The organism is Rhizobium sophorae (assembly GCF_013087515.1).
GTDB classification, from domain to species: Bacteria; Pseudomonadota; Alphaproteobacteria; order Rhizobiales; family Rhizobiaceae; genus Rhizobium; species Rhizobium sophorae.
On sequence record NZ_JABFCN010000002.1, the window covers coordinates 56,596 to 78,678 of the forward strand.

Sequence of the window (22,083 nt, forward strand, 5' to 3'; positions counted from 1 at the left end):
ATGCTGAAGACAATTTATGATTTGAAAGCCGGAGGTACTATTGCCCACAGAGGACATGCACCTGTGAATGAGGATCATTAATGCCGCGCATTCTAATGGAACGTTCGGGAGAAATGGAAGTGTTTGCCCGCGTCGTTCAGGACGGAGGATTCTCCGCAGCAGCTCGCAACCTCGACATTACGCCATCGGCGGTCAGCAAGCTGATCGCACGCCTCGAAACAAGGCTCGGGACTCGCCTGCTGGTGCGAACCACCCGCGCCCTGACACTCACGCAAGAAGGCGAGGCCTATCATCATGCGGCGCTTCGGATTTTGCAGGAACTGAACGAGGCGGATCAGGAGGCCGCGGGTGGCGCGGTGCGCGGGCGACTGCGGATCAATACAACGATACCGTTCGGCACGATGTTCGTCGCGCCGGCCATGCCGGGGTTCGTTGCACGCAATCCCGATCTGATCGTGGATCTCTCGTTCACGGATGGGATCGTCGATCTGGTTGCGGAGAACACCGACGTCGCCATCCGGATGGGCAACTTGCCGGACAGCGGGCTGATCGCCCGCAAGCTCGGGCAGAGCCGGCGCGTAGTCTGCGCTTCACCCGACTACCTCAAGCGCAGGGGGTCGCCGCAATTTCCAGCGGATCTCGGAGGACACGACTGCCTGACGTTCAATTTCCGGCGCGCACGGCCGTCATGGCCGTTTCGTGACCATGACCGTGACATCGCGCAACCAGTCAAAGGCAGTATCGTCGTTAACAACGGCGAGACAATGAAGCAGATGGCGCTGGCGGGTGCTGGCATTACCCGCGTGGGTCTGTTCCATGTGGCGGACGAGATTGAGGCGGGGCGGTTGATGCCTCTGCTCGAAGACTACAACCCCGGCGACCTCGAACTTGTTCACGCCGTCTATGTCGGCGGCGGTCCCCTGCCCCATCGTGTCCGCGCCTTCATCGAGCATATGGTTGTCACATTGGCTGATCAGCCGTTGCTGAATGGGATGACCTGACCTGAGGATTATGGGCAAAGGTGTTTCGAAACGCCTCACCTTTCCTATCCGATCAGTCTCGATAGTCCGGCGCTTGCCGGTCGAGTACCCGGCGGATACTTTCCAGATGCATCCTGGCACTTTCCGGGTCCCCCTCCCGCATCTGCTGCGCCGCACCAGCCGCGACAGCAGGCAAGACCGGTAGGAGTTTGCGGCCCGAGCCCATCGCCTTCAACTGAACTTCGGCGGCCCGCTCGAGGTAGTAGAGATCGTCCCAGGCTTCGGCGATGTTGGGTGCACAGACCATGACGCCATGGTTTTTCATGAACAGGATATCCTTCTCGCCAAGGACGGAGGCGATCCTGTCGCCTTCGCTTTCGTCAAGGGCGAGGCCGTTATAGGCCTCATCCACCGCGACACGGCCGTAGAACTTGAGTGCCGTCTGTCCTGCCCAGACCAGCGGCTCGCCTTCTACCATGCTGAGCGCCGTCGCATTCGGCATATGGTATGAAAGGCAGCTCCTACTCGAGGCGCCATCTTGTGCAGACGCGCGTGGATGAAGAAGGCGGTCGCTTCCGGCACACCGTCGCCGGCAACCACATTGCCCTCGAAATCGCATATCAGTAATGATGAGGCAGTCGCCTCCTGGAAGGCCCAGCCAAGCCGGTTGACGATAAAGAGGTCGGGATGGCCAGGTACGATGGCGGAGAAATGATTGCAAATCCCCTCTTCAAGGCCAAGACGGGCCGCCATGCGAAGGCAGGCGGCCAGATCGACTCGCGCCTGCCAGATCTCTTCGCTATCCAATGGGAGATTGTGATGGGGATTATTGTTCGTCTGCGAAATCTTCAATTCATGCGCCATGTCTGTCTCCTTGGATTACATCCAGCCAGCCGCAGCCAGGATGGCCGGCACCTCGTCGAGCGTCGGAACGACGGCGTTTGGCTGGTAATTAGAGAGTGGTTCGCGGCCCGTACCACGGTCAACCCAGATGGTGCGAAATCCAAGCTCACGCGCTGCGACAAGATCGAGATGCGGACTGGCGCAGATGTGCAGCAAATCTTCCGTTCCAATGCCAAGGGTTCTCCAGGCGTGATGGAACGTCTGGCTGGAAGGCTTGTAGGAACCGGCCTGCTCAGCAGTGATAACGCGGTCGATTGAACCACCCAACTGAGCCACATTTCCGGCGATGATGGCATCGTCTGTGTTCGAGATGATCGCCAGGCGAAAACCGGCATCCTTCAACATCTTTAGCGTTGCAACAACCTCCGGAAACGGCGGCATCTTGCCGATGGAGGAGGTCAGGATTTCGGCATCCGCCGCCTCGAACGGAAGGCCGAATTCAACCATGGCCTGTTCCAGAGCAAAAGCGCTAACCTCGGCAAATGTTCGGTGAGGACGCTCCACTTCCAGTGCATGTTCGTGTCCGTCGTAAACCCGAATGAAGCTCTTCTGATCAATGTTTCCGCCTTTTGCGGACAGGATCCGATCCATCGCAGCCAGCAGCCCTTCGTCCCATTGGATAAGGGTGCCGTAGCAATCAAAGGTCAGCCATGTTGATTTGGGGCCTGGCAATGTCATGTCTCGTCTCCTGCATTTTCTGCAGATTGACAAACACAACGCTCATTGCAAAATTAAATCTCAAAATGCCATCAATCGAGAAATCAAATGAGCTTCGCTTTCGATCTGGATCTTCTGAAAACCTTTGCTGCCGTCGTCGATTGCGGCGGCTTCACTAAGGCTGCCGAAAGGGTGCATCTGACGCAATCGACGGTGAGCCAGCAGGTTAAGAAGCTTGAGCAAAACATCGACTCCGTGCTGTTGCTGCGGGACAAATCGTCCGGAACCGTAGAGACGACTGAGGCCGGGGAAAGACTGTTGAGCTACGCCCGCAGAATCCTTGCGACCGCAGAGGAAGCCAGCGAAGCAATGCGGAGACCCTCGGCACCCCGAACCGTGCGCCTCGGGGTGCCGGAGGATTTTGCCGGCCGGCGCCTGATCGACCTCCTCTCGGGATTTTCTGCCGCATCGCCCCACATCAGGCTCGACACTGTCAGCGGCTGGAGCACAGAGCTCCGACGTCAACTGGACGCTGGCGAAATCGATCTCGCTCTGATCAAACGTGAGCCCGGCACTGGAGCAAGTCTCGCCAGCTGGAAGGAAAAGCTGGTTTGGGTGAAAGGCGCCGCCGGTTCCCTAGAGGCCGACCCCGTGCCGCTTGCGGTGTTTCCGGTCGGATGCATCTACCGGGATCGTGCGATCCGCGCGATCGAGCAAAGCGGTCGCCGATGGCGGATCGCCTATACGAGCCAGGGTCTGATGGGTGTGCAGGCGGCAGTCGCCTCCGGCCTCGGAATCAGCCTGTTGCCATCCGACGCGGTGCTTCCCGAACATCGGCAACTTGGGCCCAACGATGGATTCGAGGAACAACCGCTGTCGGAATTGGCACTGGTGAAAGGTCGGGCAAGCCTGTCCAACGAAGCGAAGTTCCTGGGGCGTTTCCTCGCGAATAGCTTGGGGTAGCACCTGCCACGATACTGGTCCAGATCTGACCGACAACCACAGTTTCGAAAATCCCGCCTTGAACCAATTCGAACTTTCGACGCGTGATTAAGCGGACCGCATGCTCAGTCCTGCCGACCAGCTTAGCTGGGAAGAAATATAGCTAACTGCGGACTCCCGTGAGGCTATCCGCAGCCTCCGACACTCCACGACCCGCTCGCCGAGCTTCACCGCAAGCTCACGAAGGCGCTGGGGAAACAGCTAATATTGGCATGCGGTTGGTTCACTGGGCCCATACCACGCTCCAGCGACGTAAAGTCGGAGTGAGGGGCAACCGGACCATTACTTCATTCTCCCGCACGCACCGCTGCTTGACAGCCTAGCATTTCTATTATTGGATACAATTATGATTTTGGATACTGAAAAGACCCGGTCGGAAGCGGCAACCGACAAGATTAGGACGCTTATCCTGAGTGGGACATATCGTCCCGGTCAGCCCCTGAGGCAGGAAGCCTTGTCGGGACACCTGAGTATCAGTCGCACTCCTCTCCGGCACGCGCTTCAGTCACTCGCCGAGGAAGGGTTAGTCGAGGCAGTCGGCTTCAAGGGAGCACGTGTTGCACAACCTGATCCGCAAATGGTGCGCGATCTGTTTGATATGCGCCTTCTGCTGGAACCGCTTGCACTCAAGTCTGCGCTTGAGCACCACACAAAGCTTGATTTCGCCAAGGCAGAGATGGCGCTCGATGCAGCTGACGCAGAACACGACCTCTACAAGCTCTCCCAGTTGAATTGGGAATTCCATCATGCGCTCTACCGTCCCTCAGGCCGGCGAACGCTCATGAGGACCATCGAGCATCTCAACAGGGCATCTGCTTTTGCGGAAACGATTGCGAAGTCCATCGTTGTCAGATCGGAGAAATCGGCTGCCGAGCATCGCGAACTGCTGCAGGCCTGCCGCAACGCGGATGCGGACGGCGCAATTGACCGCCTGACGGAGCATCTCCAGCTAGCCTATCGCGACATTCAGAACACGGAGTACTGATTGTGTCGGTCATCAACAGGATCGCAGAATTCCATGACGAGATGAGCAAGTGGCGGCGTCATCTTCATGCCAATCCAGAACTTTCCTATCAAGAGCATCAAACAGCAAAGTTCGTCGCTGACAAACTTCGGTCCTTCGGGATCGAGGTCAGCGAAGGCATTGGCGGAACCGGCGTCGTTGGCGTCCTGTACGGGGGTCGAAGAGGCGAACGCTCCATCGGTCTTCGCGCCGACATGGACGCGCTCGCTATCGGGGAGCGCAACGATTTTGGACACCGTTCGAGGAACGTCGGGGTCATGCACGCTTGCGGGCACGATGGGCATACAGCCATGCTGCTGGGTGCCGCGCGCTATCTTGCCGAAACCCGCAATTTTTCGGGCCGCGTTGTTTTCATCTTTCAGCCGGCAGAGGAAATGGGAGGCGCGGATGGCGGCGCGGCTCGCATGATCCGCGAAGGGTTGTTCGACAATTTTCACTGCGACGAGATCTACGGCTTGCATAACTGGCCGGGAATGGACGTCGGAGCCTTCGCGGTCAAGTCCGGCCCGATGATGGCGTCAGGCGATAGCTTTGAGATAGAGGTTTCGTCCAAGGGCATGCACGCAGCGCAACCACACAAGGGCGCTGATGTTGTTCTGACGGCCGGCCATATCCTCGTCGCGCTTCAGCAAATTGCCGCGCGAAACACTGATCCACTCGACGCCCTTGTCCTTAGCGCGACGCAGATCCATGGTGGGGACGCTTACAACGTCTTGCCGAACTCAGTCACCATTCGAGGCACGGTGAGAGCTTTCTCTCCCCGAGCACGCGCGGCAGCGGAACCGGCGCTTCGCCGCGTCGTCGAAGGTATAGCGTTGTCGACAGGTGCCCACTGCAAGGTGTCGTACGCTCAGCAATATCCGACCCTCGTTAACTCCGAGCCGGCGGCGCAAGCGGCCGAAGCTGCAGGCTTGTCGGTATTCACTAAAGTCGAGACAAACCCGCCGCAGACGATGATTGTCGAGGACTTCGCATTCATGCTTGAAGACCGCCCCGGGTGCTATGGATGGATTGGTAATGGGCCCGATGACAATGGCCGCATCCTTCACAGCGCGTGGTTTGACTTCAATGACGAGGCCCTGCCATTTGGGGCGTCCTATTTCGCCGCAGTCGTTGAACAGCAACTGCAATGATAACCCGCGTTCGCGCCCTCTCCTAAGCGTCCTGAAGCTACCCCAAGCCGCCGCCATGGCAGGCGCTCGGAGAGAAGTGCGTCGCTGAACAGTTCCGGATGTGAGGATCTTCATGCGAACAGTCAAAACCAAAACACTCGAAATTGCTTATTTTGAACACGGCTCGCCCGACGGTTGGCCTGTGGTGCTGAGCCATGGATTCCCGTACGACATCCACGCCTATGATGAGGTGGCCCCTCGCCTAGCGGAAGCGGGAGCGCGGGTGATCGTCCCGTACCTGCGCGGCTTTGGTCCAACGCGCTTCCGGTCCAGCTCCACGATGCGCAGCGGTCAGCAGGCCGCTCTCGGCAAGGATGTCATCGACTTGCTCGACGCTCTTGATATCGAGAAGGCCGTTCTCGCCGGCTATGATTGGGGCGGCCTTGCTTCATGCGTTGCATCGGCACTGTGGCCCGATCGAGTGGCCGGCCTGGTCTCCTATGCGGGCTACGACGTGATCGACGTGAACCGGCTCGGCCACGCCTACCAGCCCAGCCTGGAACAGGCTGTCTGGTACCAACATTTGTTTCAGCACGAGCGCGGCCGCGAGTGCTTGGCTCTCCACCGCCGGGATTTGTGCAGGATCCTCTGGAAGCAGTGGTCGCCGACCTGGGCGTTTGACGACGCGACGTTTGACCGGACAGCGGCCTCTTTCGACAATCCGGACTTCGTCGATGTCGTCATCCACTCCTATCGCTTCGACTTCGGGAACGCAGTGGGAGATCCCGCTCTGGCTGATCTGGAAACGCGGTTGGCCGAAAAGCCACCCATAACCGTCCCCGCGATCACTATCGACGGGACGCAAGATCCGTTAAAGCCCGGCGGAACGGCTGATCATGCCCCGATGTTCAAAGCACGACACGAGCATCGAGTGGTCGGGTGCGGACATAATCTGCCCTGGGAGGCGCCACATGATTTCGCCGACGCTACAACAACAGTTCAAGGTTGGTGCGGTTTCGCGTCCTAGAGGCCGCAATCGGTTCGTTGGACTTGGAGCCGCACCGATTGCCGATCCGTGGGCGTGGCGCTCCTTTCGTATCCGTCTAGAGGCCGGGCCACATTCCTCCATCAGGCCGCAGATTAGCCCCGGTGATATAGCTCGCACGCGGGCTCGCGAGGAAGGCGACAGCATCGGCAATTTCTTCCACTGTGCCAACCCGCCCAATTGGCACTTGCGCGAACATTGGCAGTGCGACCCTTTCGACTTCGGGCCATGGTGCATCTGGCGCAAGCCCTTGCGTAAGGGCCGCCTTGCGGAACGCTTCATCAAGACTGGCGCTGTGAATCGTTCCGGGCGAGACTGTATTCGCCGTAATGCCTTCATGCGCTACCGCCTTTGCCAACGAGGCGGTCATTGCAATCATCGCCGCCTTTGCTGCGGCGTAGTCCGGCTTTTTGGACGGAGGCATCATACCCGCGAGGCTCGAGATGTTTATAATCCTTCCCCACTTCGCAGCCCGCATGTTGGGCAGCAAGTGAGATGTCATCCTCACGGCAGCTAGCACATTCCGGTCATATCCGCTGACCCACGTCTCGGTTCGCGTCGTCGACCAGTCCTCCGATTGACCGGAGCCGCCGGCATTGTTGATGAGGATTTCTACAGGTCCGACGAGAGTCTGCGCTTCATTGACAAGGTGCTCGACCTCGTCGTCTTTCGTCAAATCACCGACAACAGCAACTGCGCGCCCGCCTTCGCTACAGATCTTGTGAGCAACCTCTTCGGCTTTATCTCTGTTTCGACCATGAACGATCACGATTGCCCCTTCGCGAGCGAGCGCTTCAGCAATTCCTTCGCCGATGCCCTTGCTGCTGCCGGTCACCAAGGCCACCTTACCGTCGAGTTTTAGATCCATCACGACCTCCCTTCTAACGAGGACGCAACTAAAGGACAGCACCGTGAATGAGGCAATTACGTACTTAAAAGTGCCTATGGAATTGGAAGACGATCGAAACGTCTGCCTCGGCCCGGACGGTTCGGTCGCTCACGTAACGAGAACGCTCAATATGGTCGAGGGCCGATGGAAACTTCCAATCTTGTTCCGTCTTTTTGAAAGTGCGTCGATGCGAACGTCGCGGCTATTGCGGGATATTCCAGGTGTTTCGCAGAAAATGCTAACGCAACATCTTCGAGAGCTCGAAGACGATGGCCTCGTGAGGAGACACGATTACGAAGAGCAGCCTCCACGTGTTGAATATGAACTTGCAGCCTCCGGCCGTGATCTGATGCCGGTTCTCACAGCAATGAGGGACTTTTCGCGCCGACATCCTAGAGGCTAGGGAAGAGGCCAAGCCAGTGGAAGCCGAATGCGTCGTTGCCAAGTTCATTCAGGGAAGTTGCGCCGCCCCGGCAAGGGCAATGTTTGGCGAAGACCATACAGGACGAGTCCTCGTGACCACTGAGAACGACCTGGAGTATCGCTGGTGTACTGATTGAGCGCCTGCATCCCGGTACCGACAAAGACGGAAAGCCGGCAGACATCATGCCCATCAACGAAACATGTTGATAAGCGAGGTCTTGATTTTGGGTCTGGTCATGGGGAACTCGATTATGAGAGGCGATGTGCCACGCTAGCGGCCGCCTGGCGGGTTCCCATCGCAAAGCTTCGTTTCAGAAATTAAATCAAACTTCACTCATATAGAGCAGCATCAGCAGCGTCACTGCAAGGTAGTCCCAATCCCAACACCGTGGGCCCCATGTCAAATACCCTGCCTCCTAAAACCAACAGGCAGCTCGCCTTAACCGTGGCGAAATTCGCGGAGGCGACGAACCTTTCTCTGGTTTCAATCGATAGCAGAGGCGACATCGAGTTCGTCAACCCGTCTGCATGCAAGCTATTTGGTTACACGCGGTCTGAAATGATCGGGCAGCCGATCATGATCATCATCCCTGAGCGAATGCGGGGCGCCCATATGGCGGGGCTGCAGCGGGTGGCAGGGGGGCAGGCGCCCCACCTTGGTGGGCGGCCGGTCGAGGTTTGCGCCCTGAAGAAAGACGGCACGGAGTTTCCCATCGAAATCACCCTCTCAGTCTGGAACGGAAAGCGGGGATTTTGCGCGGGCGCTGTCATTACCGACATCAGCGATCGCCGGGAACGTGAGAGCAAGCTGCTTCGGCTGGCCCGTCAGGATACATTGACGGGCCTCTCCAATCGCCATCGCTTTTCGACCCTTCTTGCAGAATCCCTCGCGGCCGGTAACGCGGCTTCCATCATTCTCCTCGACCTGGATGGGTTCAAGGAGGTCAACGATACCCATGGACACCTGGTCGGCGATTCACTGCTACAGGCGATTGGCGTTCGCCTTCCCTACATGCTCGGCCGAAATGCCGAGATCGCCCGTATCGGAGGTGATGAGTTTGCTGTGCTCCTGCCCGGGATCAACAACCCACTAGCGGCACACGCGCAGGCGCAAGCCATTCTCGAAGCATTCCGCAAGCCGTTCGACGTAGGGGGACAGGTGCTCGAGCTTGGGACTAGCATCGGCATAGCGCTTGCACCCGCTCATGGACAGGATAATGAGGAGCTCATCGCAAGCGCCGATTTTGCATTGTACCGAGCTAAGGCCGAGGGCGGGAACGTCATACGCCTTTATGATGCTTCGATGCGTAGTGAAACCGCTGCACGCCGGGAAATGCGCGACGAGCTCCTCCGGGCACTACGCGGCGGCGAGCTGGAGTTGTTTTATCAGCCCCAGGTCGACCTTCTGGATAAGCGGATCGTCGGGCTGGAAGCTTTGCTCCGCTGGCACCATCCGCAGCGAGGCCTGCTTACCCCGGGCGCGTTTCTGCCGGCTTTGGACCAGAGTGCTCTGGCGTTGGAAATTGGCTGGTGGACGCTCGATCAAGCTGCCGCACGTGCGGGAGCTTTGCAAGCGAATGGGTATGACATCAAGGTGGGCGTCAACCTCTTTCCAGGCCAGCTGCGCGCTCCTAACCTCATTCATAAGGTTGCTAATGCCCTTCAACGCCACTCGCTGAAGCCGGACCGGCTCGAACTGGAAGTGACGGAAACCATTACGCTCGCAAATGACGACCAGTCGTTCGAGGCGATGACGGCGCTTCGTGATCTGGGAGTGGGGATTGCCTTTGACGACTTCGGCACGGGCTACGCTTCGCTAGGCTCGTTGCAGCGCTATCCGCTGACGACCCTTAAGATTGACCGAGGCTTCGTGCAGCATATCAATGATAACCCATCGGATATCGCGATCACGCGCGCACTTGTCGGCCTAAGTCGCGAGATGGGGCTCAAGACGATCGCGGAAGGCATTGAGACCGAGGAGCAGGAACGGACACTCATCGGACTGGGATGTCCCTTCGGGCAGGGATACCGCTACGGCAAGCCGGTTCCCTTCCTGAGTGTTGTCGAACTCCTATTGCACCCGGGCCCGATGCAGGCGAGCTGTCCAATCGCTAACAAGCCCCACAGGAACGGCGCCTGAGCCGAAATTGGGCCATCAGGTTGAACGATCGCTGCAGCTTCTGCGGCCCTGAGACGATATAATTGAGGTGTTGGTTCAGGCAGCCTGTGGTCATAGTCCAACCGTCACGAAGCTTTTGAGATGCTGCGATAAGGCCGGCTGGCATAAATCCGCGTCCACCACCTTCAACGCAGTCCCGCTGCTCGTGGATCTGATATAATAGCGGCAAGCTGGTGGTAGAAGCTCCATGCCGAGAAATGCATCCTAAGCAAAGGCTAATGCGTCGGCGCCTCTCCCGGATCCGGCGGCTGCATTTCAGGCTGAGCGAAGGGGGCGCCTAAGCATGGTCTCCAGCTCTACCTTTGCTCCGTCCGACAGGTACGGCTTGAACAAGCTCGTGACCTGCTTGAGGCCCCAACCGAGATGCTCTGCTTCTAGATTGTCGATGCCTTCCTGAAGGCTGAGATAGACCGCCCAGTACGTCGAGACGATCCAGACATTGGCAAAGCCAACTTGGCGAATACCGTATCCCGGTCGGAACCATGCTGATCGTCCCGATCTACGCGGTGCATCATCACGCCTCCCTCTGGTCCAATCCGGAAACATTCGACCCGGATCGCTTCAGCCCGGAGGCGGCCAAGGCACGGCATCGCTATGCCTACATACCCTTCGGTGCCGGTCCGCGTGTCTGCATCGGCAATGCCTTTGCAGTCATGGAAGCCGCTACATCCTTGCGGTGCTCCCGCAGAAGGTCAGGCTCGCCGCCGCCGAGCCCCATCCACCAAAACCCATCATGAAAGTGACGCTGCGGCCCGACCGGGCACCCCGCATGAAGCTTGTGTTGCGCTAGCTTGCCGGTGATCGGTAAATGTGAGAGCCGATTCAAAGGAGACGTTGCGAATGCTCACGCCGAAAACGCTTTATCCCGTCCTCATTGCAGGGCTGGTGTCCATTCTCGCCGCGTGCGTTGATCCGACCGCGACCGTTTCCGGAGAAGGACCTTGTGACGATCGCGCCGCCGCAAGCCTTGTCGGCGGTCCAAAGCCGACCGACGCGGAGGCGATGAAGCGGACGAACGCCAAGTCCGTCCGTCAGATCGAACCTGGCCAGATGGTGACCCATGACTACCGGGAGGATCGCGTGACGATCGAGACCGATCCTGTTTCAGGACGCGTGGTGGGTGCCATGTGCGGTTGAGGCTCGGGCATTACCCTTCTCTACCCATCAATCCGGAGAGCCTTTGTGGCTATAGGCCTCGATGACGTTTGTGAGCTCCACGTCAGGAAGGTCTCTTTTTTGACGCCATCCGTCCGCGCCTTCTCAATAAGCGGCCTGAGGGTGTCGTTGACGAATTCTTCCATTGTCGTGCGCAGCGCAGGACGATCATCGCGAAATTTTACACGCCCATCGTTAAGAGCAGCCAAGGTGTCCTTATCATAGACCCACCGTTCGAGAGTTCCGAACCTCTCCCGGAATACCGTTTCGACCTCGCGATCGCTCGGATCGACAAAGCGATAACCCACCACTCTACCGAGTGCGCGGCTGATCATCGCGGCGATCTCGGTCATCGTGTAATCGATGCCCAGTTGCTTGACCGATCGGTGCCGGTCAGTCGGCGTGTCGAACTCCTTCGCCGCGAAATCCGCGATGTCTTGAATGGCAACCCAAGGAGCTTTGACGTTGGGGTCAAGCGACCAGCCGATCCTATCGTACTGCGCGATCGGGTCGACCCACCTGGACAGGTCCTCCATGAACCAGCCACCCTGCAGGTGCACCAAATTGATGTCGTGTAGTCGGTTGAGGATCTGATCCAGAATGTGGAAGCCCTGGAAATGGCCAGTATTTCCGCTGACCTCGGATCCCATTCCGGTCAGGCTCACGGCAAATTTCACCGGGGAATCCCGAAGTGCGTCGAAAAGCCGAAGCGCTACCGTAGGGTAGTGACCATGAAGATCCTCCGCCTCCCAAATGGTTTTGACCATTAGGAATGCAGCGTCAGCGTCTTCGAAGAACGCGCTAAGCTCACCATCACCAGTGTCGAAGCTGCCAAGGAACGGTTCTGCTCCTTTCGCGACGAGTGCATCGAGCGCGGGCCCTCCTCTCGAAAGGGCTTTGACTGAATGGCCTTTGGCCAAGAGGTTCTCGGTAAGTTTGGCACAGATCCTGCCGGTCGCGCCAACGACAGCAATACGCATGGCTAATCTCCTATAGTTGTTTGACCAAGATCCTAAAGGTTTGCGTCACGAGCAAAAGTGGAGATAATGCCATATGATCTCGAAATCGGGCCAACCTTCGAATAAGCTACCCTGCAGTACCGCTTGCGATCTGAGCCTTTCGTATGGGCCGGCGATGGCAATCAGGATGGACTTCGCCGACTACGAAGCCGAGGGGGTGCTGCACCAACACCCGCAGGGTCAAATGATCCTGGCGCTCCATGGCGCGGTGACATGCAGAGCAGAAAGTGGGGTCTGGATCGTCCCGCCCGACTGCGGAGTCTGGATACCCGGTGGCGTTCCTCACAGCAATCAGGTCACGTCCAATGCTCGTCTGACATACCTGTTTGTCGAGCCCGGCGCGGCCATGCTTCCGGATGAATGCTGCACGCTTTCGGTATCGCCGATGCTTCGGGAGATGATACACCGGGTAGCGGAACTATCAGAAAGGGATGCGCGCGACGCTCATGTCGATCGCCTCGTGCGGGTCATGCTCGATGAGCTCGCGCTGATGCCGAGTGGGGGGCTGGAGCTACCCGTATCTGACCATCCAAAGATCGCCCTGATCGCTGCGGCTCTTTTGGCAGACCCGAGCGACCGCCGCACTGTCGGCCAATGGGCTGAGCATGTCGCCGTCAGCGAGCGATCGTTGAAGAGGCTTATGGTGCAGGAGACAGGATTGAGCTTCGGCCGTTGGCGGCGCCAGCTACATCTAGTCATCGCGCTGCGGGAACTTGCCGGCGGTGCAACAGTCCAACAGGTGGCAGGCGACCTGGGGTACGAATCCACGACGGCCTTCATCGTCATGTTCAGGAAGGCGCTTGGGGCCACGCCATCGCGTTACTTTGCCGATCGGCTTTTGAGCGCGGAGCGCGCGTGAGACGTTGCCCATCCGAAGTTCGGCGGCGACAATCCTAAGTCAACTTCCGGCTTGAAGCCGGAGGACGCCATCCAATAGCCACCTGGCAGTGATCTTCGCGAACTTGGCCTGGTGTGCCACGCCGAGAAGCGAGGCTCGTTTACAAGCGCTCCCAGATCGCGGCGATGTCGAGTCGCCGCAACTTCCGGTCACATAGTTTGCGTTTGGGCCACCCACAAGTCGGTCTACCTTTTCCGTTCCACCGGCGGCCAACTTTTACCGCGCCGGCCGGCTACGCTGAGGCCACATGCGAGAAAAAGGCCTCTTTTCCGGCATCCTATATACGAACCGGCCCCGTGTGGGTTGCATCCGCTCAATGGACTGACCGACTGAGAACGCGATGGGGATAGGCGGCTTTGAATTGTGATATCATTGCACACGCCTGCTGCAACACTCGCTCGGCCGTCTCGGGTGGATCCCGCGCGAGTTCGTCGGCATTGACGCGGATCGCCTCCGCCATGTTCGCGGACAGCGCCGCAAAGCGCCTCTCACCATAGACCAACGCCTCTTGTGAGGCTGTCTCAAGCCATCGGGCGAAATCCACGATGATCTCTTCCCTTTCCGGGATGCTGGCGCTGCTGATGATGTTGATGTTCTCTTCCATGTGGTCTCACTCCATACAGACGTGGGAAAGTGATCGAGCTCATCAAGCCTCGGTCGTCGATGAGCTAGGAAGTGAACAAATCAAATTCAAGCTTCAATGCAGCTCGAATTCTCCGACGGCGCGTCGGCATTTGTTGGGCTGATGTCTGCCTTCGAGGTGGGAGCTCCCTCCCAGGTTTGCGATCACAGGCGGACATCTTTTTAAGGTCTCGGATTAAAGTCCTGGCAATGGCGGTTTCGGAATCATCGAAATGGCGATGGTCATCGTTTCGAATGGGTTCTTAAACGGGCACCGTACATGACTGAGGTTCCCGTGAACACTATCGGAAGAGAGGCTCCGAATTCAGCCGCTACCGACGTGGCTATCACGGGAAGGACACTGACCGCGCCCCAGCCGGTAATCTGTGTCAGTGCAAGGACGCACTTCAGCTGTATTAGTATGGTGTTTCCGCGCTCGGTCTGCCGCATAGAGACTCCAACTTTAAACGGTTGGATAACAGGATCGATATATCGGGATTGTGACAGTTTTGACCAACCAGAAGGGTCTCGCGATATTCGATATTCCGCCATTACTAGCCATACAGGCCAATATCTAAGGCCTCCCTGTGCACTTAATTCGAGGTTCCCATTACGCATATTGTTGCAGCTACAACTCGAATGCCTCGCGCTTGTTTAATTGAGCGATAGGGGGCAAAGTCATACCGAGGCGGCAGAGCGGGGATCCGCCTTAGGTCACGCCACGTCCGAAAGTGATCGGACTCCTCGGGATCGAACTAGTCCGCTGCACGTTGCCTCCATCGGCAAGTCAGCTGGATATGGATACGCCGGGGAAAATTGGAGCGATCGCTATGGGTAAGAAGCTCAACAAGGTCTACGACGCACTCTTGAATGGGGCGGCTGACGGGCTCGTAGGCGAAGAGCTCTACGCTCGCGTCACCAAATGTCCAAAGACATCGAGCAAACGCGTCGTGAAAGCCTCGTTGTTCTTTCGGACCCGGACGTGAAGGATAGGGCCGGTCTCGAAGCCATCTACGCCCTTGCAATCACGTATCGTTTGTCCGCTCTCGGCGTCGAGGAGGATGCCCATGAAGTCGATGACGACGACGGCTCAGCGCCGTCCATCTCCCAGGAGCTGAAAAACAGACTTGAATCTACCGTTTCAGCGATCCCATCGAAAAATGAGGACGCGGCAATGGCTGAGATCGCCAAGAGCGTCCACTAAGAGGATCGTTGGCGGCGGATGTGTCGTCAGTTTTTGTCGCGCGTGTCCATGGCGATGTCATGGAGCTCCTGCGTATCCTCTGGATTGTATTCGGCTGACAAAATGACGCTCAGAAACGCCGCTCGTGCGATCTCCTTTTTCGTCGCGTCGGGATGCCGCGCCTTCGCGGCGTCAATTAGCGCTTTCGGTTCATGCCAGTCGCTCGCCGCCAGCTAGTGCTCCACGCATTCCTTTGGGGGGTAAAGTGGATTGCTTGCCCCGGCGGTTAGGTTGTACCTTCATTCCGCGTCTTAAGACCTCGGCCCGATGGGTGAGTTCCGTGTCAGCCCGGGGCATTCGGTTTTGTCACTTCGCAGGCCGGTCCAGGACGTCTCGTACCTTTGCTGCGAGTTCTTCAAACGAAAACGGCTTCGTCAGCAATTGGACGCCTTTGTCAAGACGACCGTGGTGGACGATAGCGTTCCGCGAATAGCCGGTCGTGAAGAGCGCCTTGATGCCGGGTTGCACTTCTCTCGACTGCTTGACGATGTCGGCACCCGTCATGCCTCCAGGCAACACTACGTCGGTGAAGATAAGATCGATCCGCCGGTGCTCCTTGAGAATCTCCATTGCTGCCAGACCGTTGAACGCCTCGAGAACCTGGTAGCCCAATTCGCGCAGAGACTCGACGGAATATGCCCTTACGTCTGGATCATCTTCCACCACGAGGATTGTCTCGCCCGTCGCAGCCTCAGGAATAGGCATGTCGTCGAGTAGATCGTCCTCCACCGCGTCCGAGATGAGTCGCGGCAGGTAGATTTTTACTGTCGTGCCTTCACCCGGTTCAGAGTAGAGCTTGACGTGGCCTTTTGACTGTTTGACGAAACCATAGACCTGGCTGAGACCGAGGCCGGTTCCCTTGCCCTGCGCTTTTGTCGTAAAGAACGGTTCAAAGACTCGCGACAGCGTTTCTGCGTTCATGCCGCTCCCAGTATCTGATACGCTTATCACGGCATATTGCCCGGGAATAACCTCTGCATGAAGTGCGGCATAGGCATCGTCTAAATGAGCATTAAAGGTTTCAATCGTGAGTTTTCCGCCCTCCGGCATGGCATCACGTGCATTGATTGCGAGGTTGAGAAGTGCGCTTTCGAGCTCGTTCGGATCGGCTTCCGTTTTCCAGAGACCACCGGCCAGGACGATCTCTACGTCGATGATCTCGCCCAGCGTTCGATGCAGCAGTTCCGACATGCCGCGAACAAGCGCGTTCGAGTCCACTGGTTTGGGGTCAAGCGGTTGCCTGCGCGCGAACGCCAGCAGGCGCTGCGTAAGCGCGGCTGCCCGGCGTGCTCCAGTCATCGCCTGCGCGGTCGCGCGCCGAAGTCTGCCCATTTCGGGCGGCAAATTACGCGATAGGGTATCGAGGTTACCGACGATAACCTGAAGCAGATTATTGAAGTCGTGGGCGACGCCGCCCGTCAGCTGGCCGACCGCTTCCATCTTCTGCGCTTGCCTTAAGGCTTCAGCGCTCTGCTGCAACTCATCGGTCTTATGTTGAACCAGAACTTCGAGATTGGCATTCAATTCCTTGAGTGCATCCTCGGCGCGTTGGCGCTCTCTGAGTTCGCGTTCCGCTGCCTCGAAGAGCCGTGCATTGTCTATGGCGATCGCCGCTTCGCCGGCAAGCCCCTCCAATGCCTGCTCGGATCGGTCTGTGAATACCCTTGTGCGTTCATGCCCGAAAAATAACCCGCCAATGACGTCGCCATTACGGGAGATGACGGGCACCGCGAGATAGCTGCGTACGGGAAGGTGACCGTCCGGCATACCATGTCGGGGGGAATTGTTCCCGTAACGGGCATCCTGGGTGATATCATCCGAGCGAACGATCCCCTGCCCGCCGAACGTTGGGGCAAATACAGCGGTGTTCCTAGGCATGGGAAACTTTGAAAAATGTTCCCTTGCCACCCCCGACAGGCTGTAGAGCATATAACTTTCGCCGGCGGCATTCGTGACGTTGTAGAAAAATGCGCCGAACTGGGCCCCGGTCAGCTGACGCCAGCGTCCGTGACCACCTGGACGAGTTTCTCCAGGTCGTTTTCGCGGGCGAGAGCGGCGGCCGCGCGGTTCAGGATCGTAAGCGCCCGCGTTTGCTCCATGAGCCTGAGTTCCACTGTGCGTTGCTCGGTTCGATCCCGCAAGATCTTCACAAATCCAGTCAGGTTGCCTGGCCCGTCGTAAAGTGGAGTCGTCTCACCCACCGCCCAGATGCGGGTGCCGTCCTTTCGCAGACGCCACCCCTCGCCGCCGCCGCGACCGTGCGAGCGCGCATTGGCAATCTCTGCCTCGAAGAGGGTCGAACCACCCTCTTCCGACGGAAACACACTGGCCAAGGTCTGACCAACCATTTCTTCCTCGGCCCATCCCAGGAGATTGCGGGCGCCGGCGCTCCACCCCGTAACGCTTCCCTCCGTGTCCATGGTTATTATGCCGGTATCGACGGCGCTGTCGAGGATCTGCCGGAGAGGGTCGGACGGTTCGAAACGGTTGATCATCGTCGAGCATTCTGTGGGGAGGATCGGGCAAGGAGACGGGATCAGCAACGGCTGATCGACCTACGTTTTGTGCGGATATAGTTCAGGTAAAAGCATCGCCGTCGTAAAACCTAAGTTCCGCCGCGAGATCTAACATGCGGAGCGGACAATGCAAAGATCGAAGCAGCCGTTGTCCGTATGGCGTTCAACGGCCATCCGGGACCGGCCTCATTTCTATCTCATGCATTTTGGGTTCAGAACAAGATCAGTCCGAAATCGTACGCTAAGGCCGAACGAAGCGGGAACTATGCCGTAGATCGGATGCACAACATCCGATCTCTGTGTTCTTGCCATCCAGCTATGTCTGATGCGATACCCAGGTCGAGTGCTGGGAGCAGAAGAAACTCTGCCTCGCGCCATGCTGAAGTATGTTGCTGATCGGATCGGCGCCGCTCCAGACGAATTTGCCCTCTATGCACGCCGTGAAGAAACCCGTCGGGATCATATGGCGCGGCTAATGGTGTATCTGGATACGAGAAGCGCGACGCTGCAAGATCGCCGCGCCGCGCTATTGGCGGCAATTCAAGCGGCGACCATGTCCGACGACGGTGAAGTTCGATTGTCGCACGTGTTTCGCGAACGCGGTGCTCTTTTGCCGGCGATCGATACGATCGAACGCATTGGCCTTGCCGGCCGTGCCATAGCCCGGCGCCGGGCAGAAAGAACCCTGATTGAAGACATCCCACTCGATAGGCTTCAATCACTGGATAGGCTGTTAGAGCTTGACCCGTCGATCGGCCAGACGCGCTTTCATTGGCTGCGCTCGGCGCCAGAAGCGCCGGCTGCGTCGAACCTCGTCCGGCTGACCGAGCGGATAGCCTTTCTGCGCAGGCTGGAGATCGATCGGAACTGCAGGCGCGCGTATCATCCGGACGGTGGGACCAGATGATCCGGGAGGGCAACGCAACGCCGGCCTGGCTTGCCAACGACTTCAACGCCAGCCGTCGCCACGTTCTGATCGTGGCTCAAGTCATCAGGACCAGATGCTTCGCCGCCCGGCGGTGATCGGGAGATGGTCGATATTCTTGCTCTCGTTCTTCATCACGACAAGCGAGTCGTCGTCCAGGCTGTGGAACTTGCCCTGGATGCGGGCGTGGCGACCAAGACGCATGTGCTGAATCTTCTGCACCGCCTGATCGACGGCAAGACCACCGACGGTCCCGACATCGACACGCCACATGAACCCAAGGCAAACGAAGAGCGCTATGATGGCCTGCGCGTCCGGATAGCAGGAGGCCGCAATGCGTCATGATCTTGCCAGCGCCGCCGTCGTCATCATGCTGCGTAGCCTGAAGATGTATGGCATGGCCCAAGCGGTCACGGACCTGATCGAGCAAGGTGCTCCAACCTTTGATGCGGTCGTACCCATCCTATCCCAACGGCTGAAAGCCGAGATGGCCGAGCGCGAGGTTCGCTCGATCGCCTACCACATGAAGGCGGCTCGCTTCCCGGCCTACAAGGACATCTCCGGCTACGACTTCCCCGCCAGCGAAATCAACGAAGCGACGGTGCGCCAATTACACCGGTGCGAGTTCATGGACGGAGCGCAGAATATCGTGCTCGTCGGTGGGCCGGGAACAGGAAAGACACATGTCGCGACAGCCCTCGGCATCCAGGCCATCGAGCATCACCGCCGAAAAGTCCGCTGCCGCAACACCTCGCGCCATTCATCGAGCCGCTCGTCCAACACTGCAGACACGCCCGCGGCGAAGCTGTGGCCGCGGAGCGAGCGGAGTCCGTCAGGAGAGAGCGCCCAGCCTAGCGGCTGGGCGGCGATGCGCCGGCGGGTTTTCAGCACGTCGCGGGCAATGGTGAGTTCGTGGGTGGGGGTGCGAATATCCTTGGTGGCGTCGTGGAGGACGAGGTCTTCGAGATGGACGAGTTCGCCATCGATCCACAGCGAAGCGCAGGCGTCGGCAAAATGCGATCGTTCGGTCCATCCGCTTCCGACCGGCGAACGGGCCATACGCTCGTCAAGACCCGCCAGCACGATGGCAGCCTCCGAAATGGCCGCGAGAGCGCAAGATGCATAGTTTGGCGGATCTTAACGCCTTGAAATCATGGTAAACACGCCATTAACCAGAAGCGATATGCATGCTAACTTCCGTCATCGCTCGGGATTTTCTGCGACGTTCTAACCATCGATAAGTAGCGCTTATCGGAAGTGAGGTGTACAGATGGATTGTACGCGCGGCTTTGCGGTGCTATCGTGCAGCTCGAGAGGCAAAATCGGAACGCACGATGCCCCAGACCACCTACAAGATCAGCGAAGCGCGGAAAAATTTCGCCGAGGTGCTCGAGCGCGCCAACCAGGGCGAAGAAATCATCATCATGCGGGGCAGTGAGATCTATGCCCGCATCGGCCCGGCCGATGGCGGCAAGCGCCCCTTCGGCTTGCTGCGCCAGCGCGGCCTGCCCGACGGCCTGTTCGACGAGGTCGATGCTGAGCAGGCAGCAATCGACGCCGGCGACTGGAACGATGATGTCGGCGTCTGGCAGGGTGGTCCAGCCGACCGCGAGCCCAAGGCATGAAGATTCTGCTCGACAGCCACGCTGTCTACTGGTGGACAACCGGTAGCGACCGGCTTTCGGCGACGGCCCGGTCGCTGATCGAGGACAAGGCCAACAGCGTCCTCGTCAGCGCCGTCTCCTTCTTCGAACTCGACAACAAGATGCGCCTGAAGAAGCTCGACTTGAAGCCGCAGGAACTGCGCGCTGCCGTTTCTGACAGTGGCCTACAGACACTTGCCATCACCGATCTGCACTCCGAACTGGCGGCAAGCTTCGATTGGGATCACCGCGATCCATGGGACCGCATTCTCGCCGCCCAGACGCGGCTGGAACATTGCGCCTTCGTGTCGCTCGACATCGCCTTCGATGCTGTGCTGCACGAACGGGTCTGGTAGGGAGATCGCCAGTGATGATGATATTCGCCGATGTCCAGGAAGCCGCGGAACGCTTGGAGGAGCTCATCGAATTGGCCCGTCAGGACGAGGTCTATGTGTGCCGGGACGGACGACCTGTTGCAACGCTCACCGCGTTTTCTTCGAGCGCTTTTCTCGGATCCGACCAGCCTACGGAGAGCCTTGGCGACGGGGTACCTGCCGCTTCAGCCAGCAGGATCGCCGAGGCCGGAAAGGCTTCTTCGCTCGATGATGTCTGGGCTATTGCTGCGACAGGCAAGCCAAAAGGCGTGGATCTGACGTCCGCGCACGATGATTTCTACGACGCAGACGGCGCGCCGCGATGAGTGTCACGCTCTCGGCATCCGTCACCAGCCGCGCTGAGGCCCTGGACACCATCGCAGCCGTGCTGCCGATCGACCGCCGCGACAAGCTCGCCGAGCTGTTGACCGACCAGGACGTCGAGACGCTGCGGCATCTCGTCAATGCCGGTATGGGCGACAACACGCTGCGGGCACTGACCTCCGACCTCGCCTATCTCGAAGCCTGGTCGCTTGCGGTGACGGGTAGCGCCCTGCCCTGGCCAGCGCCGGAGGCTCTGTTGCTTAAATTTGTCGCCCACCATCTGTGGGATCCGCAGCAGCGCGAAAACGACCCCGAGCATGGCATGCCGGCCGATGTCGAAGACGTCATGCGCAATGGCGGCTTCCTGAGGTCTCTGGGGCCGCACGCACCCGACACGGTGCGTCGGCGCCTCGCCAACTGGTCGACGCTAACCAAATGGCGCGGCCTAGACGGCGCCTTCGCCTCCCCCGCCCTAAAGTCTGCGATCCGGCTGGCGGTTCGCGCCGTGCCGCGGCCACGCCGCCGCAAAAGCGCCAAGGCGGTCACCGGCGACGTGCTGGCCCGGCTGCTCGCGACCTGCAGGAGTGACAGTTTGCGCGACATTCGGGATCGGGCGATCCTGATGGTCGCCTTCGCCTCCGGCGGTCGTCGTCGCAGCGAAGTCGCGGGTCTGCGCCGGGAGCAAGTGACGGTCGAAGCGCCGGTCACCGGTGAGGACGACATCCCCCTCCCCTCGCTCGCCATCCATCTTGGCCGCACCAAGAACTCTGGTGCCGGCCAGGACGAGGTCGTCTATCTGACCGGCCGGCCGGTGGACGCGCTGAACGCCTGGCTGACGGCTGCAAAAGTCGACGGCGGCAGCGTGTTTCGAGCGATCGATCGCTGGGGCAATGTATCCCGTCGGGCGCTCGACCCAAAAGCGGTCAACGATATCGTCAAGCGGCGGGTGGCAGCAGCTGGGTTGGAGCCTGGGGAGTTTTCGGCGCACGGACTGCGCTCCGGTTATCTGACCGAGGCTGCTAACCGGAGAATCCCTCTTCTTGAGGCGATGGAGCAATCCCGCCACCGCTCAGTTCAACAGGCCTCCAGCTATTATAACAATGCCGACCGGCGAAATGGGCCCGCTGCACGCCTGTTGTGAAGCCTGCACC

22 protein-coding genes and 5 pseudogenes are annotated in these 22,083 nt (G+C 58.9%); 18 read left to right on the top strand and 9 right to left on the bottom strand.

Going from position 1 to position 22,083, the window contains the following annotated elements; genetic code table 11:
• Window positions 1-80 precede the first annotated feature (80 nt).
• Window positions 81-1,001, top strand: a complete 921-nt coding sequence (locus G9X64_RS01345) for a LysR family transcriptional regulator (protein ID WP_171375813.1) — start codon at window positions 81-83, stop codon at window positions 999-1,001.
• Between the two features lie 52 nt (window positions 1,002-1,053).
• On the opposite strand, the pseudogene G9X64_RS01350 reads toward G9X64_RS01345, so the two are convergent.
• Window positions 1,054-1,844 (bottom strand): annotated as a pseudogene (locus tag G9X64_RS01350) (aldolase).
• A 15-nt stretch (window positions 1,845-1,859) separates the two neighbouring features.
• A complete protein-coding gene (locus tag G9X64_RS01355; protein ID WP_171375814.1) occupies window positions 1,860-2,561 on the bottom strand; it encodes a haloacid dehalogenase type II in 702 nt (233 codons plus the stop codon).
• Window positions 2,562-2,648: 87 nt separating this feature from the next.
• On the opposite strand from G9X64_RS01355, the gene G9X64_RS01360 reads away from it, so the two are divergent.
• The 4 genes from G9X64_RS01360 to G9X64_RS01375 all read left to right on the top strand — a co-directional run bounded on the left by G9X64_RS01360 (window position 2,649) and on the right by G9X64_RS01375 (window position 6,705).
• Window positions 2,649-3,503 carry a LysR substrate-binding domain-containing protein gene (locus G9X64_RS01360; protein ID WP_171375815.1) on the top strand — a complete coding sequence of 285 codons (855 nt, stop codon included), beginning with the start codon at window positions 2,649-2,651 and terminating at the stop codon, window positions 3,501-3,503.
• Window positions 3,504-3,888: 385 nt separating this feature from the next.
• Entirely contained in the window at window positions 3,889-4,527 is a 639-nt protein-coding gene (locus tag G9X64_RS01365) for a GntR family transcriptional regulator (RefSeq protein WP_171375816.1), read from the top strand.
• Window positions 4,528-4,529: 2 nt separating this feature from the next.
• Window positions 4,530-5,699 (top strand): amidohydrolase, encoded by a 1,170-nt coding sequence (locus tag G9X64_RS01370; RefSeq protein ID WP_171375817.1) that lies wholly within the window; start codon window positions 4,530-4,532, stop codon window positions 5,697-5,699.
• A gap of 112 nt (window positions 5,700-5,811) precedes the next feature.
• The gene (locus G9X64_RS01375; protein ID WP_171375818.1) at window positions 5,812-6,705 is read left to right on the top strand and encodes an alpha/beta fold hydrolase; all 894 of its coding nucleotides are present in this window, start codon (window positions 5,812-5,814) and stop codon (window positions 6,703-6,705) included.
• Window positions 6,706-6,781: 76 nt separating this feature from the next.
• Here the strand turns inward: G9X64_RS01375 and G9X64_RS01380 are convergent, their stop codons facing one another.
• The gene (locus G9X64_RS01380; RefSeq protein WP_171375819.1) at window positions 6,782-7,591 is read right to left on the bottom strand and encodes an SDR family NAD(P)-dependent oxidoreductase; all 810 of its coding nucleotides are present in this window, start codon (window positions 7,589-7,591) and stop codon (window positions 6,782-6,784) included.
• Window positions 7,592-7,634: 43 nt separating this feature from the next.
• Between G9X64_RS01380 and G9X64_RS01385 the strand changes: the two genes are divergently transcribed.
• Both G9X64_RS01385 and G9X64_RS01390 read left to right on the top strand, forming a co-directional pair.
• Window positions 7,635-8,015 carry a winged helix-turn-helix transcriptional regulator gene (locus G9X64_RS01385; protein ID WP_171375820.1) on the top strand — a complete coding sequence of 127 codons (381 nt, stop codon included), beginning with the start codon at window positions 7,635-7,637 and terminating at the stop codon, window positions 8,013-8,015.
• A gap of 417 nt (window positions 8,016-8,432) precedes the next feature.
• Complete coding sequence (locus G9X64_RS01390; RefSeq protein WP_168317192.1) at window positions 8,433-10,175, top strand: putative bifunctional diguanylate cyclase/phosphodiesterase; 1,743 nt, start codon at window positions 8,433-8,435, stop codon at window positions 10,173-10,175.
• A gap of 294 nt (window positions 10,176-10,469) precedes the next feature.
• Here the strand turns inward: G9X64_RS01390 and G9X64_RS37215 are convergent, their stop codons facing one another.
• Window positions 10,470-10,760, bottom strand: a complete 291-nt coding sequence (locus G9X64_RS37215; protein ID WP_168317193.1) for a TetR/AcrR family transcriptional regulator — start codon at window positions 10,758-10,760, stop codon at window positions 10,470-10,472.
• Between G9X64_RS37215 and G9X64_RS01400 the strand changes: the two genes are divergently transcribed.
• Window positions 10,697-10,951, top strand: coding sequence for a cytochrome P450 (locus G9X64_RS01400; protein ID WP_376766380.1), 255 nt, complete (start codon window positions 10,697-10,699; stop codon window positions 10,949-10,951). The two genes, G9X64_RS37215 and G9X64_RS01400, sit on opposite strands and share 64 nt — an antisense overlap.
• A 103-nt stretch (window positions 10,952-11,054) precedes the next feature.
• Entirely contained in the window at window positions 11,055-11,351 is a 297-nt protein-coding gene (locus G9X64_RS01405; RefSeq protein ID WP_168317194.1) for an I78 family peptidase inhibitor, read from the top strand.
• A 20-nt stretch (window positions 11,352-11,371) separates the two neighbouring features.
• Here G9X64_RS01405 and G9X64_RS01410 read toward each other — a convergent pair whose 3' ends face one another.
• Window positions 11,372-12,349: an NmrA family NAD(P)-binding protein gene (locus tag G9X64_RS01410; protein ID WP_168317195.1), complete on the bottom strand. Its 978-nt coding sequence runs from the start codon at window positions 12,347-12,349 to the stop codon at window positions 11,372-11,374.
• Window positions 12,350-12,422: 73 nt separating this feature from the next.
• Between G9X64_RS01410 and G9X64_RS01415 the strand changes: the two genes are divergently transcribed.
• Window positions 12,423-13,247, top strand: a complete 825-nt coding sequence (locus tag G9X64_RS01415; RefSeq protein WP_168317196.1) for an AraC family transcriptional regulator — start codon at window positions 12,423-12,425, stop codon at window positions 13,245-13,247.
• A gap of 352 nt (window positions 13,248-13,599) precedes the next feature.
• Here G9X64_RS01415 and G9X64_RS01420 read toward each other — a convergent pair whose 3' ends face one another.
• Window positions 13,600-13,890 carry a hypothetical protein gene (locus G9X64_RS01420; protein WP_168317197.1) on the bottom strand — a complete coding sequence of 97 codons (291 nt, stop codon included), beginning with the start codon at window positions 13,888-13,890 and terminating at the stop codon, window positions 13,600-13,602.
• 939 nt (window positions 13,891-14,829) lie between these two features.
• Between G9X64_RS01420 and G9X64_RS36280 the strand changes: the two genes are divergently transcribed.
• Window positions 14,830-15,111: a hypothetical protein gene (locus tag G9X64_RS36280; protein ID WP_246270862.1), complete on the top strand. Its 282-nt coding sequence runs from the start codon at window positions 14,830-14,832 to the stop codon at window positions 15,109-15,111.
• A gap of 345 nt (window positions 15,112-15,456) precedes the next feature.
• On the opposite strand, the gene G9X64_RS01430 is transcribed toward G9X64_RS36280, so the two are convergent.
• Window positions 15,457-17,142: a GAF domain-containing hybrid sensor histidine kinase/response regulator gene (locus G9X64_RS01430; RefSeq protein ID WP_246270868.1), complete on the bottom strand. Its 1,686-nt coding sequence runs from the start codon at window positions 17,140-17,142 to the stop codon at window positions 15,457-15,459.
• Window positions 17,139-17,645 (bottom strand): PAS domain-containing protein, encoded by a 507-nt coding sequence (locus G9X64_RS36285; protein WP_246270863.1) that lies wholly within the window; start codon window positions 17,643-17,645, stop codon window positions 17,139-17,141. Before G9X64_RS36285 ends, G9X64_RS01430 begins: the two co-directional genes overlap by 4 nt.
• A 328-nt stretch (window positions 17,646-17,973) precedes the next feature.
• On the opposite strand from G9X64_RS36285, the pseudogene G9X64_RS01435 reads away from it, so the two are divergent.
• The 3 pseudogenes from G9X64_RS01435 to G9X64_RS01445 all read left to right on the top strand — a co-directional run.
• Window positions 17,974-18,662: pseudogene (locus tag G9X64_RS01435) on the top strand (DUF4158 domain-containing protein); the annotation flags it as partial.
• Window positions 18,663-18,681: 19 nt separating this feature from the next.
• Window positions 18,682-18,936 (top strand): annotated as a pseudogene (locus G9X64_RS01440) (IS21 family transposase); the annotation flags it as partial.
• Window positions 18,926-19,342: pseudogene (locus tag G9X64_RS01445) on the top strand (ATP-binding protein); the annotation flags it as partial. The pseudogenes G9X64_RS01440 and G9X64_RS01445, both read left to right, overlap by 11 nt.
• A gap of 44 nt (window positions 19,343-19,386) precedes the next feature.
• Here the strand turns inward: G9X64_RS01445 and G9X64_RS01450 are convergent.
• A pseudogene (locus G9X64_RS01450) lies at window positions 19,387-19,692 on the bottom strand (RHE_PE00001 family protein); the annotation flags it as partial.
• A 233-nt stretch (window positions 19,693-19,925) separates the two neighbouring features.
• Between G9X64_RS01450 and G9X64_RS01455 the strand changes: the two are divergent.
• From G9X64_RS01455 to G9X64_RS01470, 4 genes are read left to right on the top strand one after another with little or no spacing between them, the layout of a single operon-like run.
• Window positions 19,926-20,216 carry a type II toxin-antitoxin system Phd/YefM family antitoxin gene (locus G9X64_RS01455; protein ID WP_171375821.1) on the top strand — a complete coding sequence of 97 codons (291 nt, stop codon included), beginning with the start codon at window positions 19,926-19,928 and terminating at the stop codon, window positions 20,214-20,216.
• Window positions 20,213-20,590 (top strand): type II toxin-antitoxin system VapC family toxin, encoded by a 378-nt coding sequence (locus G9X64_RS01460; RefSeq protein WP_171375822.1) that lies wholly within the window; start codon window positions 20,213-20,215, stop codon window positions 20,588-20,590. The genes G9X64_RS01455 and G9X64_RS01460 overlap by 4 nt, the downstream gene beginning before the upstream one ends.
• Window positions 20,591-20,604: 14 nt before the next feature.
• Window positions 20,605-20,934, top strand: coding sequence for a type II toxin-antitoxin system Phd/YefM family antitoxin (locus tag G9X64_RS01465; protein WP_168317367.1), 330 nt, complete (start codon window positions 20,605-20,607; stop codon window positions 20,932-20,934).
• Window positions 20,931-22,073, top strand: coding sequence for a site-specific integrase (locus tag G9X64_RS01470; protein WP_168317368.1), 1,143 nt, complete (start codon window positions 20,931-20,933; stop codon window positions 22,071-22,073). The genes G9X64_RS01465 and G9X64_RS01470 overlap by 4 nt, the downstream gene beginning before the upstream one ends.
• Window positions 22,074-22,083 lie beyond the last annotated feature (10 nt).